The organism is Bdellovibrionales bacterium (assembly GCA_016714165.1).
GTDB lineage: Bacteria > Bdellovibrionota > Bdellovibrionia > Bdellovibrionales > UBA1609 > JADJVA01.
The window spans coordinates 287736-302779 of record JADJNU010000002.1; the positions used below are offsets into that span (position 1 = coordinate 287736).

Sequence of the window (15044 nt, forward strand, 5' to 3'; positions counted from 1 at the left end):
CTCCGGGGATTTGACCCCTAGGAAATTGTATCGAATCTGGCGCCTCGAGTTAACTCGAAAATTCCCTTAATCCCATGCTGCTATGCGCATCTGCCTCAACGATTACCCCCTAGGAGTCAATTTCAATAATCTAGTCAAAGCAGTGTTTTAAATTGCTCGTATCTAGGGGAAGTCCCGCTCATCTACAGATCAAAATTTGGAAATTGATACTGAAGCCCAACGTCACTTCTAGGCTCTACGGGTACCCCAGCAAATCGCCATCCATAGCCGTAAGCCTTTTTGCGATACCCATAGCCGGTAGTACATGGCTTTCGTAAGCAAACAGAACTAATTGATGAGACACAATTCATATTTTTGGCTATGCCATTTTCTACGAGCCATTTGGCAGCGGCATGTTGGCTCTCAAACTTTTTAAGGACTTTGCCAGATCGCAATTCGATCATTAGCACTTCTTTACTCAGTTTCACCGCTGCAGCTTTAGCTCTCTTTTGTGCATTAGCCTCTGCTTCTTCTGGGTTCCTATCTCTCCAGTTTTTCAGAGATGTCTTACGCCTTTCTTTAGATTCTTTGCTTGCAAGTGATTGCAGCCGATTCTTTTCCCATGCTGCATGCTTTTCTGGGTTTTCAGTAAGGTACTTTTTTAGACTGGCTTTTCGCTTATCTTGGACTACTTTGGACTTTACTGCTTCGTGATTTTTGCGTCTTGCAGCTGCATATTCTAAAGGACAATCATTCATCCACTTCTTAATTCGATCCGCAGACATCTTGCGGTATTCTTCCGTGCTCATTACTTCTTTTATTCTTCGACTTCGCTCACGGAGTGCTGGAGTATCACCTGATCGAAATGCCTTTCTTGCGGCCTCAAGCATTGGCTTGAATTGTTCAGGGTGACTTTTCATATACTGGCGCTTTTTTTCGCTTGTTTCAGCCACAGAGGGATGCTTGGTCGTTCCACCTCCTCCCGCAACTAAATTAAGGCATTTTTCGTCTGCTAGAAGGTCTTGGTCGACAATCGTGGCTTCTAGCTGCTCAGTCTCCTCAGCTGTTTTGCATGAGGCTATATAGTAACGTACAAACTTTCCCTTACTGCTCTTCAATTTATTTACGAATTTTAGACCTGACCCTTGATACCGCGTTAACTCAGACCACTTAGGACGGTTAACTTTACCGATATAGTATTCGCCACTATCCCAGTTTATTTGGATGTAAAGGGCTCTGTAGTAACCATCAGTATTGTTCCGTTTACGAACAAGCTCACTGTGGGTCAAAACATCAAACCAACGATCCTTAATGGCAATTCGCTCTTTATTGAAACCTAATCGCGCTAAAGAGCGCTTTGAATCATAGGAATTGAGAGGGCTTTCTTCATAGGACAATTCAAAGGGACTAAACTCCCTCCAAAGTCTTATATTTTCATTTATTGTGATTATATGCCCTGCTCGCTCTTCCAAATACCCACCCAATTAACATGCGTTGAAACCTCCCAAATGTGGGCTATTTAAGCTCTCTGTCAAGGAGAGTGCGGTTTTAAGGGAACTAGAATACTCTCTAGGAACCAACTAATTAATTGACCGGAACCACAATCAGGAACTAGATTCGAATCTGTAATTAACTAATGCTTTCGTAGTGTTATGCCTAAGCAACGTAAGCAAAACAGTCGTTCCTAAGCTTTAAGGCCAAGGGACGCCAATTTTGATTTTCACTCATTTCAGCAATAGTAGCGAACGGCTTTCTCAAGCCGTATCGCAGGTTTACACCATCTAAAATCGGGTTCCAACATCCTTGTCACGCCCTAGACCTAATTTAAATTTCCCACAGCCAACTCAATAAAGGCCTTCACTTTTGCTGGCACAAATCGATGTGGCGGGTAAACAAATGACATGACAACTTTGGCAGATGGGCCGATATCTATTCTCCACTCTGGCAATAGTTGAACTAGCTTTCCGCTTTTTATTTCCTGTTCACAAATAATTGAAGGCATAATTCCAATTCCATGGTCTGCTAATACAAATATTTTAACTGCTTCCATATCATCAAGTGTAATTCTGGGACTAATTTGAATTGTTGCTGTCTTTTTTCCATCAGTGAATTTTAACTTGTTACCAATTATCTTAAATCCCAGAAAATCATACTTTTCTAATTCTGAAATATTCTTAGGCGCTCCATGTTTATTTATAAATTGACTACTAGCCCACAATGAGCCTTCGGTTTCTTTAAACTTCTTTGTGATTAAAGTTGAATCCTTCATAGGCCCAGCACGTAAAGCAAGATCAACGGATTCTCCAACCAAATCAATCATTCGATTTGTTAAAATAAGCTCAATTTTGACTTTTGGATATTTGGCTAAATATTTTTTCACTAATGGTGGTAAAACAGCATGTCCAAGATCTGGAGCCGCTGTGATTCGCAAAAGCCCTTCTGGTTCTGCCTTTGAATCTTTTAAAGCATTTTCCGCCGTTGTCACTTCATTCAATGCTGTCAAGCAATGCTTAAAGTAAGTTTGGCCAGACTCGGTTATACTCAGTTTTCTAGTTGTCCGGTGAATTAACGTAACACCTAGCCTTCTTTCTAGTTCTCTAATTTTACCACTGACAGTTGTGACAGGCATATTTAGTAACTTTGCAGCTCCCGTAAAGCTACCCGCCTGAATGACTTTTACAAACACATCAATTCCATCTAATTGTCCCATAATTAGATTATACTATATGTCGCAAAGTATTTCCATATAATACCGTCTAATAAAATATATCAATATCGACGACACTAGACCTAGAGCCACAATTAACTGTGTGGAAAAAGGAGAAAAGAATGGCAAGCGCAAATCGAAAAGTAACTATTGGATCCTGGAAATTAACTCCACTGGTATTACTGACAACAAAAAAGCAGACACTAATTACAACACTTTCTGTTTTTGCACTGTTATTTGCAATGAACGCAAAAGCAGGTACTCTCGATATCGATCTAAGTAAATCAAGCATTGATTTCAAAATTAAACATATGCTGATGATGACAGCCGATGGCCAATTTAAAGAATTTTCGGGGTCGATAGATAAAGATGACGCAAATTTTTTAAATTCAAAAATAAATTTTAAAGTGAATACTTCGAGTATTTTTACTGACGAAGAAAAGAGGGACAAGCACTTAAGAACAGCAGATTTCTTCGATGTAGAAAAATATCCTGAATCTACCTTTGTTAGTACGAAAATCGAGACCGTCACAGATAGAAAGTACGCCCTCTACGGTGATTTGATGATCCACGGAAAAACTAAAAACGTTAAGTTTGATTTAGAAGAGTCACAGGTGGACGGAAAATCTATCTATACAGCTTCGACGACACTTGATCGCCTCGAATTTGGCGTCGGTCAAAGCAGCATAATGATTGGCGACAAAGTTAAGCTTTCAATAAAATTAACTACCAAATAAAGAATAGGAGCAAAATATGAATATCGCACTATGGGTTATACAAGGTTTACTAGCAGCCATGTTTGTCATGGCTGGAATGATGAAGGCTTTTCAATATGAAAAAGCTAAGGAAAAACTTCCGTGGGTTAAAGATGTTTCCAAAAGCTTGGTCACATTCATTGGAATAAGTGAATTGCTTGGAGGTATAGGTTTGATTGCCCCGCAAGCGGCTGGAATTCTACCGATTTTGACCCCAGTAGCTGCTATAGGTCTTTCGGTCATCATGTTGTTGGCGGCTCGGTTTCATCTATCAAGAAAAGAGATGCCTGGAGTAATCACGAACCTCTTTATTTTAGCTTTAGCAGCCTTCGTTGCTTACGGACGGCTTTCTTTATAGGAGACAATTATGAGCAAGACTCAACCCACATTTTTTCTCTCTCATGGTGGAGGCCCTTGGCCTTGGCTTAGAAAAGAAATGCCATTTTTAGACGGACTTCACCAGTCGCTAAAAGATGTGGTGATGAGTCTTCCTGAAAAGCCTAAGGCAATAGTTATTGTTTCAGGTCACTGGGAGGAAGACGAGTTTACAATTATGTCTAATCCCCAACCGCCGATGTTGTATGATTACTATGGTTTTCCAGAACACACGTACGAAATAAAGTATCCTGCCCCTGGATCTCCTGAATTGGCTCAAAAAATAAAAAATGTTTTAAGCGAAAATAATATTTCATCAGATCTAAATTCGGAAAGAGGTTTTGATCACGGCGTCTATAGTTTGCTCTATCCAATGTATCCAGAGGCAGACATTCCAATTGTTCAAATTTCGATGAAAAATGATTTTAATCCTAGTGAGCATTTTCGTCTAGGAGTAGCTCTTTCATCTTTACGCCAAGAAGGAGTGCTCATAGTTGGCAGTGGAAATCTTTTTCACAACCTCAGAGAAATGCAACGCTCTAAGGCACAGTCTGAGCAATTTGATAGTTGGATTAGAAGCGTTGTCTTGAGTCAGAACTTAGAATTTCGCAATAAAGAAATACTGAATTGGGAAAGCGCACCTTTCGCAAGGTACTGTCATCCAAGAGAAGATCATTTGGTTCCACTTTTTGTTGCTCTGGGCGCCGCTCATCAAGAGCTGAGCTCGCTTGTTTTTGGTGAGCCACTGATGGGCGTCGTATCGGTCTCTAGTTTTAAATTTGGAGAATAATAATTATGAGTACTAAGGGTAAGGGTCGTGGAATCGTAAAACCAGTTGTAGATTTTAATAAATGTGAAGCAAAAGGCCCATGTGTTCAGGCATGCCCTTATGACGTTTTTGAAATTCGCAAAATTGAAGATGAAGATTATAAAAAACTACCATTCGTTGGAAAAATTAAAAACAAAGTGCACGGCGGAAAAGTAGCCTACGTTCCAAGGGCCGATTCATGCGAAGCCTGTGGTTTATGTGTGACAGCATGCCCAGAGAGAGCAATAAAATTAGTTAAAGTTGTGTAGCGAAGACGAATTTTGCGGATAGTCGCAACAATTGATTTCAAGGGGAGGATCTCAAATGAAGAAGTTAAGCATGGCAATGTCGGCAGGCCTTTTGGTGTCTTGTGCGCATTCAGTTTACAAACAAACCGCTGATTCTAAGCTCTCGCCAATTTCAATCAACGACGCGCGGCAATTCGATGCTTCAGCGAAAGACGCTGAGATAGCGACTTTCTCAGATTACTTTTCTTTTGTTGGAATAGACGAAATTGGGCATGTAGCGTTTGCGATAGACTTAAATCGAGATAGATATCAAAAAAAGTATTTTGCGGATACTTTTGTTGCTCTCCATGAACAACACACAGGCTTTGTTAAATTAGATGGCAGAGGCGATCATCCAAACCCACAAGGCGAACTAGTTTCGATCCCAAGCTCAGAGTATTTTGAAGTCACAGAAACTGCTAACGGTGGTTTTCAAATAAAAGGCAAAAAGGATGACTTGGCGTTGATGGTTGATCCGCCAACACAAGTTACGGGACAAAGTGACGGGTCAACGATCTATGCAATGCGCGTCGCAGGCGCAACCTTGAATTGGCGAGGTCGTCAGCTTAAAGGTCGAGTCATAATCGAACACTTGGTTTCTACGACTCTGAGCAAGCGTGCTGGCTTAGGGATGTTTGGCCTTTTGCTTCGTAATTCATTTGGCGGTGGAGACGGGTTCCAAGGCCTATACCTTATTACTGATGACGGTCGTGACATATATATACAGAACTCTGACATGAACTTGAAAAATGCAAATCTCCCCAAAATGATTGGTTTTGTTGGCATCGGCGATGGAAAGTTTGATGTGAGCGAAAATTTAGTTCTGGAAGTGTCAGAACGACAACAAGGAGTGGGAGTTTATAGAAGGCCCGTGGCATGGAAAGCCAACTGGGGTAAGAACGCATTAGATTGTCGGGAGACGACACACAAAAGCTTTAGCAATTGGTTCCTGGGAGGCTTTGGAATGGGAATTGTTGAGGGGGAGATGGTTATCGATGGCGTAAGACACAAAGTCTATGGATGGAGCGAAATTATAATTTAAATATGGACTGGCACGCGGTTCGAAACTCCGTCATCTTAGAGCTCAAAGTTGTGGAAAAAATATTGCGCCATTCACACCGTTAAAATTCAGTTTTCGGGAACCTGAATTCAGCATTGGGAGCTACCATTTTCAGAAGCGGGAACCACAATCGGGAACCAGAAATAAATTTAAAAACTCGCGACTCTTCAATGAGTTATCATCTAAGCTGCTTCTGAAAAGCACGCGCTCCTAAGATCAGCAACCAGGGAACGCCAAGTTATCTCACTATAATTATTCGAAAAAACCGAAACTCACTGTCTCAAACGGAGCAGACACTCCAAATCCTGCTACCAAATGTTACCATTATTCTGTCGAAGCCCTGTAAATTGGCACTACCTTGCGATCCGCACTCGCCTCTTCCATTGTTTTGCGAAGATGACCACAATGCAAATGCAGGTAGTTTTGGTTCTACTCGGTTCATGGTGGGTAATTCAAAAAAGTCATTTAAGCACAAGCACTTAGGTATCTGAGTCTGTACAATTTAAAACTTTTAACGCCGTAAGCCCTCTTCTGGATTAGCTTTGCGACGTTGTTAAAGCCTTCTGTTCTGGCATTGGTAATGCGATTGACGAAGTAATTCAAGATTTCATTTCTCCATTTCATGAGGGTGCGCCTGAGGGTTTTTATTTCGGGGATTTGGCTTAAAGCCATTTGATCTGTAATTCGAATTAACACTTTGGCAGCTGTTCTGTTTCCTTTGATTCGGTAAAATCCATGGAGGGCTTCTTTGTAATGATAAATTTCTTTTAGCTGGGGATGAAGATTGAGCCATTCATAAAGGGCTCTTCGTTCATAGGACTCAAGCTTTTTACCATTTCTAAGTAGGAGTTTTCGAAGGGGACTGGTTCTTTTGTCGCCAGTGACTTGTTTTCGGTAGCGATTAAGAGCTGGATTTAAAAGCCTGAGCACATGGAACTTATCAGCAATCATCTGGGAGTTAGGAAAAACTCTCGAACAAAGCTTTTATAGCTATCTGACAAATCTAGAACGACGTTTTTTACATTTTCTCTACCAGGGATATGTTTAAGTTGTTCAATGAGTTGCCCTTTTACTTTTCCATGAGCGAGTTCACGAACACGCTTATTGTTGTAATCAACGAGTACGGTTGCAAACTCTCTAAACCCATTGGCTCGAGAGAAAAAGTGTTCATCTATGCCAATGGTTTTTGGCCACGGATAATTGATATGCCTCTTGAGGTTCGTCTCTAACCTCTCATAAAGAGTCTGATAGACCGTCCACGTTGAACATGCATAGGCCCTTCTGACCTTACTGAGATCCGTAAAGTTCTCACAGGCCCAAAGAACACCTCGTTTAAACCTCTCGGTGGTTCTTTTCCTTTTCTGATTCCTTGAACTGGTTCGGTGAAAGGCTTTCGGCAGGTCTTACAATAGAATCTGCGTTTTAAAACATGGAGCCAGACTTGATTGCCGTGGATGGGAGCATCGTGTGCTTTGGCCCACCTTCGATCATAAACAGTCTTAGAAGGTGTCGCACACTTTGGACAGATTTCAAAGCTGGATACTTTTTCAACCTGTTTGTGCTTTCGGCCAGATCGATCTCTCCCAAATTTTAAAAGTTTTAATTCTGGTAATAATAGAAATTGTGATATTTTTTCGTGCTGAGGCATAAGTTCTTTTCCTTTCAAAGGTTTGAGTTGTCAGGCACCCAAATCTTAGCTTGAAAAAGTCTTAGGCCTCTTCTTTTTTGACTTACCGCATCCCACCTCCAACCGTGGAGAACCATATGAAAATGGCACTTGAATGACATCACTGACAAAAATATGAACTCGACCGACTCTTCTAATAAGAAATGAGTTTTGTTTAATCTTAAATAAAATCCGCAAATCCCGAGCTATAAAAATAACTCCAAACATTAAGAGCAATGTACCCAAAATTGTCCAAGTGATTACAACTTGATCCGCTTGAAGAATGGATGTCCCCATTGGCGTGGGTAAACTCAAATATCCTCCCTTTTCAGAAGCTGAGTAATCCTCACCAAAACTTTTGATTGATTGAGCAGACCATACTTTAGCTGCCGGAGAAAAAATTTCGTTTCTCGGTAGGAATGGATGAATCACCGTGAACGCGAAAATCATCATCAAAAGGCCATAGTGAAGTTTGAGTTCTAATCCCGCTTCCATACGCATTTTGATTTTTTTGTTACAATCGAGCATAGTGCAAGGCCAACAAACCCAACCACGATTAACAAATTCATTTTCAAGTATGTAGATAGAGCCTGAGCCAAACTCACTTGCGATCTCCTGCTTGGTCAATCAAGTGCTTGAGTTCATTTAAATCATTTTCGTCTAATCTGCCCGATTCAAGAAGCTGGCGCACTAAGGCCATTGGTGTTCCATCGAAAACTCGGTCAACAACGTGCTTCACGGTTTTGGCTTCATATTCTGGCTTTTTGATGTGGGGAATATAGACGTGACCCCGTCCTTCTTTGCGAGTCTTCAGAATACCTTTTTGCTCTAAGATTCTAAGAATAGTTGAAACTGACGTGTAGGCGAGATCACGTTCCTTGGGCAGGTGATCAATTACATCCGCAACAGTTCCCTCTTCTAATCTCCACAGAATTGTCATTAACTCCAATTCAGTTTCAGTAAGAAGCTTGCTGTCGGATTCTTTTGTTTTCGCTTTTTTCATAAATCCCCCACATTGAAATGACTAACTAAGAGTTTAGTAGTTAACAACTAAAACTTTAGTTAACGCGACTTACGGCCCCATACAAATTGGGTTTTTGTATCCGCAGTATTACTTTTTAATGGAATAAGTATCAGAAAGCGCATTAATGGGCTAATTCATCCAGTTTTAACTATATAATAATACTACATTATATATTATATTATCAGAATAATTCAATTTTTGGATGATTTCATCCGATAATTCGGTTAGGATTAATTCTAGGAGCAAATGATGCAACAAACAGTAACTAAGGAATTGCTAAAAGATCAGGACGCCAACAAAGATCTACAAGTAGCCCTCGCTGACATTCTTCAGGGAATTAGAGAAGAATGGGACCTATCCACTGCAGACATCGCTGCCATTCTTTCTCTACCGGAAAGCACGGTAAAGGGCTGGCTGCGCCCTGGCGGGCACATCGGTTTGAGTACCGTCGTCGACCATAACACCCAGGCTATCATCGATTTCATAGACATTTACAATATGGTTGCGTCTTTCTTCGTGAAAAAAACTGATCAAATTTCTTGGTTTAAGAGTCGATCTGAGCGATATGCCAATCAGTCTCCTATGGAAATGATTATTACCAATCCACATAATCTCGTTATAGCCAAACAACTAGTCAGCAGGATGCTTAATCCGTGATTCTGTTTAGAACGTGTAAGATTGCTAGTAGCACTCCCGCCCTTCGGTTTGTTAAGCGAGCCAAGAATATTTCGACTATTGTAAAATTGCTTGGCACCAGAGATATGATTGATGAAGTTTTCAAACGTCCATTACCACTCTCCAAACAATTTGAATCAAGATTTGGTCCAGAGGGGTTAAATAAAAATGTTTTTTATACCTCTGAAAAAAAGGATACCACTCTTTACGAATATGGATTCCATCTTCTAACCGACCCAAGCCTCCTTAATAAACCAATCTACGCCAGCACATATAACGTCGAATTGATCGCGTCGGGCCGCCCACTGGATGTTACCCAAATCAAAGATAATGCACCTATCCTTAGTAGAACTTCTTATGCAGAGGCACATTCTTGGATCCTCTCGCTGGATGTGAGGTCGCTTGATGTAATTCGTTATCCAAATGTTCGCGATCCTAATCCTGGAGGATTTAATTTTGCGATTTTTAATAGAACTTCAGTGCAAGAAACAGGGCAAGGGCCTGACCCACTGATTTTAACTACCCTTTCTGGCAATAGGGTAAAAATTCAGCACAGCGACGACACTGAACAAGAAATTAGCCCCATTATAACTTAGGGAACGAGAAAGCCTCTCCGGAACCTTAGTTCCCGACTACAGGAACCACAATTGGGAACTAGAAACCAATTCCAGTTTTCATTGACCATTCGGAGGTTTAGCCACTAGGCTGCGTACAGAAAACACTCGTTCCTAAGCTTAGAAGCCAGGGGACGCCAATCTACATAACCAATTGAAATCACTATCTTTCTTGCGTCAGCTAGTTCGGACCCATTTAGCAGGCTCATAAGTTAATATTTTATATGTACTACAATATAGACCATTCGTACTACTTTGTGCTACTATTTAATCATGCTAGAAACTCTCTTTGGCAATAAAACAGCCGAACGAACTCTACTTTATATAATCAACTATGGCGAAGGCCATACTTCTGGCATTGCTCAAACTTTTGATCTGCCCAAATCACAAGTACGCAAGCAACTCATTAAACTTGAGAATGGCGGCATTTTGGTAGGAAGAAACGTTGGCAACATTCGAATGTTTCAAATTAGTCCGAGATGTCCATACAAAAGGGAGCTTGAAGCTTTGCTTGAAAAGGCTCTGTCATTGTTATCTTCAAATGAAATTGAGAAATACTACCGACAACGCCGCAGACCACGACGTACTGGGAAAAAGCTCTAATGCAGCTCAATAAGAAAATGAATTTAGAACAGTTCGCAGTAGCCGTTGCGACCGAGCTCAAAAAACATAACATTGATGTCATATTGACTGGCGGCGCTGTCGTTTCAATATATTCCACAGGCAAATATGTTTCTAAAGATGCTGATTTTTTAAGTGCCACTGACCACATAACGATAACACAGGTCATGCACACTCTTGGTTTTAAAAATGTCGGTAAAGATTTTTATCACGACGATACAAATTTCTCTGTAGAATTCCCTGGCTCTCATCTGGTGATTGGCAATTCCCCAATGAAACCTGAAGGAAAAATTGAGAGAAAGGGGTTTACTTTACGACTTGTCAGATTTCCTCCATCTTGTGCCACCCAATTTCCTGTGGCACAAGATGGAGGAAATCTGACAGCCAACTATTTTTTCCTTTATGGGCAAGCAGTTGCACGGTACGCCTTAGTGGCCATTCGAACCAGGGGGGTACCATGACTCAAAAATTCTTTCTTTTGATCAGCATTATATTTCACCTTGTTTGTTCAACCACATCCCATGCTAGTCCTTTGGCAGAAATGACAATCATGGCCCATCGAGGTATTTACCAGACCTACCCTCGCGAGAATATCAAACCAGATACTTGTACTGCCGAGATTATTTATCCGCCTATGCATGATTTTCTGGAGAATACGGTCCCATCAATGGCCAAAGCCTACGAACTGAATGCGGATACAATAGAACTCGACATCCAAGCGACGACTGATGGCAAAATCGTGGTCTTTCACGATTGGACACTTGAGTGCCGTACTAATGGAACTGGAGTGACACAAGAACAGACGTTTGATTACTTGAGAAATCTCGACATTGGATATGGATACACCTCTGACAAACATGCAACTCATCCATTCCGATGCGAAAAGAACTCGGAAGACTATTCGGCGTGCATGAAGAAAAATCAGATGCCAACGCTGCGAGAAGTCTTTCAGGAATTTCCGAACAATAAGTTTGTGATCAACATGAAAAGTAAGAGCCAGTTCACGCTCGATACGCTGGTCAATGAATTAAAGATCCTCGCGTCCGATCTTAAGTTTAATCTGCGAAATCTTTCCTTTTACTGCAATGACACCTCTATCAACGAAAAAATGAGAAAGCTCCTCCCGGAAATCGATGTTCCAAAACTAGGAATGGCGGAGATGAAAGCCTGCCTCGGTGCCTATTTTAAGACGGGATCATTTCCATCAACATGTGGCGATGCTTATTTAGGACTTCCAGTTGAAGATTTCCGCAATTTGGGCGACGGGAAGGCAAAGCAACTCATTGATGACGTCCATGCTATTCGAGGAAAGTTCGTCGTTCTTAGAGTAGACTCTGTCAGTGATGCTCAATATCTTGAGAAATTCGATGTAGGTCTCTTCTGGACAGACAGGATTGATATTGTTGGTCCCCTTGTAAAATTTTATCGCGTCACTGCCGATCTCAAAGCTTACGACTCGAAGGTGGAATCTCTTAAAACTGAATTCTCTAAGATTCCTCCAGAACCTCAAAATAAGTCGTGGGTTAAACAGAAACTCGCGCACATGGTAGGAGTCGATCAGTTCATGCGTAAGTATCTGTCGATCACCTACGAACACAAATACACTCCTAAAGAAGAACGTCATTTCTGGAAAGAATTCGGTCCAAGATGGAAAGATGTGGACACCACCAATACCAACGACCTTAAAGAACTGATTAAAACATATGACTGGTTCAGAATTACGGACTTCGACAAAACAGCAGATCAGAATGCGTGGCTATTGGTTCAACACGCCGATCATGATCCAGTCTTTCAGAAGGAGACTCTCAGCAAACTAGAGAAGCTCTACAAGAGTGGAGACACAAATCCACAGAACTACGCCTATCTAGTGGATAGAGTTGCAGCTTCCTGGAACGACATTACCAAAAGACAGCTTCAGCTATATGGAACCCAGGGCACGTGTGTCGCCCCAGGGAAGTGGGAGCCTATTCCAATGGAGGAACCCGCTAACGTTGATGCTCGACGCAAAGAAGTCGGACTTGGCCCGCACAAAGACTACGTTGATAGCTTCAAAGACATTTGTAAGTAGACAAGCTGCTGGAAATAGACGTTTTTTCAGTTAAGTTAACTCGCGTACTCCAGCAGCTCAGTTCGAAGACGAGGTGCTAGGGGACGCCAATTACCTTGCCCAGTAAGTATTTCCGTGCAGAGAACGAAGCCCTCCATTGACAGCCATAGAAGCTGGCCTTTTCATGGCATCGTGCCGCGCTTTCGGGGTCCACTATAGATAGGTTGGTCATAATCCTAATCCATTTTCATTTTTGAATCGGGTTGATCCTCTGAAGATTGCCTTCCAACAGTCTTCTTCGAATACTTCACAATAGCTTGCAGAAGTTTTCCCTTTTCTACCGGTTTCGCAACATGGGCTGAAAACCCGGAGTTTAGGATTCTTAGAACATCGTCTGTCCCAGCGTAAGCGGTTAGTGCAATAACTGGAAGTTTACCCCCTTGTTCTTTTTCAAGCGCACGAATGCCTTTGATGAGGCTATACCCATCTTCCTCCGGCATCGATATGTCGCTGATCAAAACATCCGGCAAAAGATCGGATAACATTTCTCGCGCCTTTTTGGCCGATTCAGCCAGTCGCACCTCTGCTCCACTTGATCTTAGCATGTCATCAAAGAATTCAAGATTATCTGGATCGTCATCCACAATCAGTAATTTCATCCCATCCAAACGCAATCGAGTGAACTCAGAATAGACGTTTGTAGGAAAAAGAGGTGGCGGAATGTTTTCCTCGGGAACCAGAGGAAAATCGACTGTGAACCTTGATCCTTTCCCTTCTCCCTGACTCTCAACCGACACCGTTCCATCCTGTAATTCGACAAGATTCTTGACGAGGGTCAATCCCAGCCCCAATCCTCCATATTTCCTAGCCATGGAGCTATCCTCCTGGCTAAACCGGTCGAAGATACGCGGGACGAACTCTTTCTTGATCCCTCTTCCATTGTCGATGACCTGAATTTCTGCAATCCTACCGTTCCGTGATTCTTTCGTTGCTAGATGAACGCAAATCTGTCCGCCACTTGGAGTGAACTTAATCGCGTTGGTCAGGAGATTCCAAAATACCTGCTGCACACGAATAGGGTCCGCAAAGACCATACAACGAGTTGTATAAAATTCTGCCTTGATGGTTACTGATTTCGCATCAGCGGTTCTTTGAATCGATTGGATTGCGAGTTTTAGAATTTCATCAAGTTCAACGATCCTTGCCTCAAGAACCAACCTACCCACTTGTATTCTCGAAACGTCGAGAAGGTCATTGATCAGCTGCCCCTGAACGTGTGCATTTCTTTCTATAACCGTCAAACCATCCCGCACAGGTTCGGAAACTCCTGGCTTGGAAAGAAGTATCTGTGACCAACCCAGGATCGTCGTCAATGGCGTTCGAAGTTCGTGGGATAAAATGGCCAGAAAATCGTCTTTAGCACGATTCGCCTTTTCAGCGTCTTTTCTTGCCAAATCCAAGGCTTCAACCTTACGCTCCAGTTTCTCGTTGAGATTACTAATTTTTTCATAGGCTTTCTGAAGTTTCCTATTAACGGCCTCTGACTCGCCCTGCGCCCGCTTGAGAGCTGCTTCGGCTTGCTTTATTTCTTCAACGTCTGTGCAGGTACCGAACCAGTTTACGATTTTACCATTTTGATCATGCAATGCCTCGCCACGTATTAACCACCAGTGATAAGTCCCATCTTTCCTACGTAATCGGCACTCAAGAGAATAGACCCCACCTGTTTTCACGGCGTTCCGCCATGCCTCCCACGCCCGCTGTTGGTCGTCTGGATGAAAAGGTTTGTTCCAGCCGTGCCCAGAGCTTTCCTCCATCGTCATGCCGGTGTAGTCCACCCACTTCTGATTAAAGAAAATGTTCAAACCCCCTGGGTCGGTAATCCACACGATCTGAGGTACGGTTTCAGCGAGCATTCTGAATTTGATGTCTGTACGACGGGCTTGTTCCTCCTTTTGGAGCGAAATTAAAGCTTGGCGGTTCGCACGCTCCAACCGGCCTCGAATCACGCTGATTATAATTCCCATTCCAAAAAATACGGTCGTTGATAGCAGTCTCGAACCTTCGGATGATACCTGATAGGTTGCTGGAAGAAAATAGAACCAGACAATTGCAGTGGACAAGAATGTGGAAATGATTCCACTAAAGACTCCTCCAACCCATGCGGCAATGAAAACGGTTGGGCAGAATAAGAACCACGCGAAGGGATAAATCAGCCCCCAAAACTCCGACTGAATGACAAGCGTAATGGCCGCCGGACCCACCGCCGCAAAAACGAACCGAAGTTTCGCGACGTGCTTTTTTAAAAGCTCCCGCAGAGCTCGATCTTGATCGGACAAATACGTTTCCCCCTGAAAAAGTTAGTGTTCGTTTCGTGCCGTAGCTGCACATTCAGGGCCAAAAATGCTGGTGCTTTAAGCAGGTAC

At 42.3% G+C, this 15044-nt stretch carries 16 protein-coding genes; 9 read left to right on the plus strand and 7 right to left on the minus strand.

Going from position 1 to position 15044, the window contains the following annotated elements; genetic code table 11:
- Positions 1 to 182: 182 nt before the first annotated feature.
- Both IPJ71_12545 and IPJ71_12550 read right to left on the minus strand, forming a co-directional pair.
- A complete protein-coding gene (locus IPJ71_12545; GenBank protein MBK7844500.1) occupies positions 183 to 1451 on the minus strand; it encodes a hypothetical protein in 1269 nt (422 codons plus the stop codon).
- 347 nt (positions 1452 to 1798) lie between these two features.
- Positions 1799 to 2689 (minus strand): LysR family transcriptional regulator, encoded by an 891-nt coding sequence (locus IPJ71_12550; GenBank protein ID MBK7844501.1) that lies wholly within the window; start codon positions 2687 to 2689, stop codon positions 1799 to 1801.
- Between the two features lie 119 nt (positions 2690 to 2808).
- Between IPJ71_12550 and IPJ71_12555 the strand changes: the two genes are divergently transcribed.
- From IPJ71_12555 to IPJ71_12575, 5 genes are read left to right on the plus strand one after another with little or no spacing between them, the layout of a single operon-like run.
- Entirely contained in the window at positions 2809 to 3423 is a 615-nt protein-coding gene (locus tag IPJ71_12555) for a YceI family protein (GenBank protein ID MBK7844502.1), read from the plus strand.
- Positions 3424 to 3439: 16 nt separating this feature from the next.
- On the plus strand, positions 3440 to 3799 hold the full coding sequence (locus tag IPJ71_12560) for a DoxX family protein (GenBank protein ID MBK7844503.1): 360 nt from the start codon (positions 3440 to 3442) through the stop codon (positions 3797 to 3799).
- Between the two features lie 9 nt (positions 3800 to 3808).
- Positions 3809 to 4606, plus strand: a complete 798-nt coding sequence (locus IPJ71_12565; GenBank protein ID MBK7844504.1) for a dioxygenase — start codon at positions 3809 to 3811, stop codon at positions 4604 to 4606.
- A 5-nt stretch (positions 4607 to 4611) separates the two neighbouring features.
- The gene (locus IPJ71_12570; protein ID MBK7844505.1) at positions 4612 to 4893 is read left to right on the plus strand and encodes a 4Fe-4S dicluster domain-containing protein; all 282 of its coding nucleotides are present in this window, start codon (positions 4612 to 4614) and stop codon (positions 4891 to 4893) included.
- 55 nt (positions 4894 to 4948) lie between these two features.
- Positions 4949 to 5953 carry a hypothetical protein gene (locus IPJ71_12575; protein ID MBK7844506.1) on the plus strand — a complete coding sequence of 335 codons (1005 nt, stop codon included), beginning with the start codon at positions 4949 to 4951 and terminating at the stop codon, positions 5951 to 5953.
- 483 nt (positions 5954 to 6436) lie between these two features.
- On the opposite strand, the gene IPJ71_12580 is transcribed toward IPJ71_12575, so the two are convergent.
- The 4 genes from IPJ71_12580 to IPJ71_12595 form a co-directional block, all read right to left on the minus strand.
- Complete coding sequence (locus IPJ71_12580) at positions 6437 to 6922, minus strand: transposase (protein ID MBK7844507.1); 486 nt, start codon at positions 6920 to 6922, stop codon at positions 6437 to 6439.
- The gene (locus tag IPJ71_12585; protein MBK7844508.1) at positions 6919 to 7371 is read right to left on the minus strand and encodes a transposase; all 453 of its coding nucleotides are present in this window, start codon (positions 7369 to 7371) and stop codon (positions 6919 to 6921) included. The genes IPJ71_12580 and IPJ71_12585 overlap by 4 nt, the downstream gene beginning before the upstream one ends.
- A gap of 293 nt (positions 7372 to 7664) precedes the next feature.
- Positions 7665 to 8132 carry a hypothetical protein gene (locus IPJ71_12590; GenBank protein MBK7844509.1) on the minus strand — a complete coding sequence of 156 codons (468 nt, stop codon included), beginning with the start codon at positions 8130 to 8132 and terminating at the stop codon, positions 7665 to 7667.
- 106 nt (positions 8133 to 8238) lie between these two features.
- Entirely contained in the window at positions 8239 to 8640 is a 402-nt protein-coding gene (locus tag IPJ71_12595) for a BlaI/MecI/CopY family transcriptional regulator (protein ID MBK7844510.1), read from the minus strand.
- 267 nt (positions 8641 to 8907) lie between these two features.
- Here IPJ71_12595 and IPJ71_12600 point away from each other — a divergent pair, with 267 nt between their 5' ends.
- The 4 genes from IPJ71_12600 (at position 8908) to IPJ71_12615 (ending at position 12639) form a co-directional block, all read left to right on the plus strand.
- A complete protein-coding gene (locus IPJ71_12600) occupies positions 8908 to 9318 on the plus strand; it encodes a hypothetical protein (protein MBK7844511.1) in 411 nt (136 codons plus the stop codon).
- A gap of 104 nt (positions 9319 to 9422) precedes the next feature.
- A complete protein-coding gene (locus tag IPJ71_12605; protein MBK7844512.1) occupies positions 9423 to 9932 on the plus strand; it encodes an RES family NAD+ phosphorylase in 510 nt (169 codons plus the stop codon).
- Between the two features lie 638 nt (positions 9933 to 10570).
- Entirely contained in the window at positions 10571 to 11032 is a 462-nt protein-coding gene (locus tag IPJ71_12610) for a hypothetical protein (protein ID MBK7844513.1), read from the plus strand.
- Positions 11029 to 12639 carry a hypothetical protein gene (locus IPJ71_12615; GenBank protein ID MBK7844514.1) on the plus strand — a complete coding sequence of 537 codons (1611 nt, stop codon included), beginning with the start codon at positions 11029 to 11031 and terminating at the stop codon, positions 12637 to 12639. The genes IPJ71_12610 and IPJ71_12615 overlap by 4 nt, the downstream gene beginning before the upstream one ends.
- A 215-nt stretch (positions 12640 to 12854) precedes the next feature.
- On the opposite strand, the gene IPJ71_12620 is transcribed toward IPJ71_12615, so the two are convergent.
- Positions 12855 to 14957 carry a response regulator gene (locus IPJ71_12620; GenBank protein ID MBK7844515.1) on the minus strand — a complete coding sequence of 701 codons (2103 nt, stop codon included), beginning with the start codon at positions 14955 to 14957 and terminating at the stop codon, positions 12855 to 12857.
- Positions 14958 to 15044 lie beyond the last annotated feature (87 nt).

Excerpts from the sequence above, each read along its gene's own strand:
- IPJ71_12550 (MBK7844501.1), bottom strand. The coding sequence starts at position 2,689 with ATGGGACAATTAGATGGAATTGATGTGTTTGTAAAAGTCATTCAGGCG.
- IPJ71_12555 (MBK7844502.1), top strand. The coding sequence starts at position 2,809 with ATGGCAAGCGCAAATCGAAAAGTAACTATTGGATCCTGGAAATTAACT.
- IPJ71_12560 (MBK7844503.1), top strand. The coding sequence starts at position 3,440 with ATGAATATCGCACTATGGGTTATACAAGGTTTACTAGCAGCCATGTTT.
- IPJ71_12565 (MBK7844504.1), top strand. The coding sequence starts at position 3,809 with ATGAGCAAGACTCAACCCACATTTTTTCTCTCTCATGGTGGAGGCCCT.
- IPJ71_12570 (MBK7844505.1), top strand. The coding sequence starts at position 4,612 with ATGAGTACTAAGGGTAAGGGTCGTGGAATCGTAAAACCAGTTGTAGAT.
- IPJ71_12575 (MBK7844506.1), top strand. The coding sequence starts at position 4,949 with ATGAAGAAGTTAAGCATGGCAATGTCGGCAGGCCTTTTGGTGTCTTGT.
- IPJ71_12580 (MBK7844507.1), bottom strand. The coding sequence starts at position 6,922 with ATGATTGCTGATAAGTTCCATGTGCTCAGGCTTTTAAATCCAGCTCTT.
- IPJ71_12590 (MBK7844509.1), bottom strand. The coding sequence starts at position 8,132 with ATGGAAGCGGGATTAGAACTCAAACTTCACTATGGCCTTTTGATGATG.
- IPJ71_12595 (MBK7844510.1), bottom strand. The coding sequence starts at position 8,640 with ATGAAAAAAGCGAAAACAAAAGAATCCGACAGCAAGCTTCTTACTGAA.
- IPJ71_12600 (MBK7844511.1), top strand. The coding sequence starts at position 8,908 with ATGATGCAACAAACAGTAACTAAGGAATTGCTAAAAGATCAGGACGCC.
- IPJ71_12605 (MBK7844512.1), top strand. The coding sequence starts at position 9,423 with ATGATTGATGAAGTTTTCAAACGTCCATTACCACTCTCCAAACAATTT.
- IPJ71_12610 (MBK7844513.1), top strand. The coding sequence starts at position 10,571 with ATGAATTTAGAACAGTTCGCAGTAGCCGTTGCGACCGAGCTCAAAAAA.
- IPJ71_12615 (MBK7844514.1), top strand. The coding sequence starts at position 11,029 with ATGACTCAAAAATTCTTTCTTTTGATCAGCATTATATTTCACCTTGTT.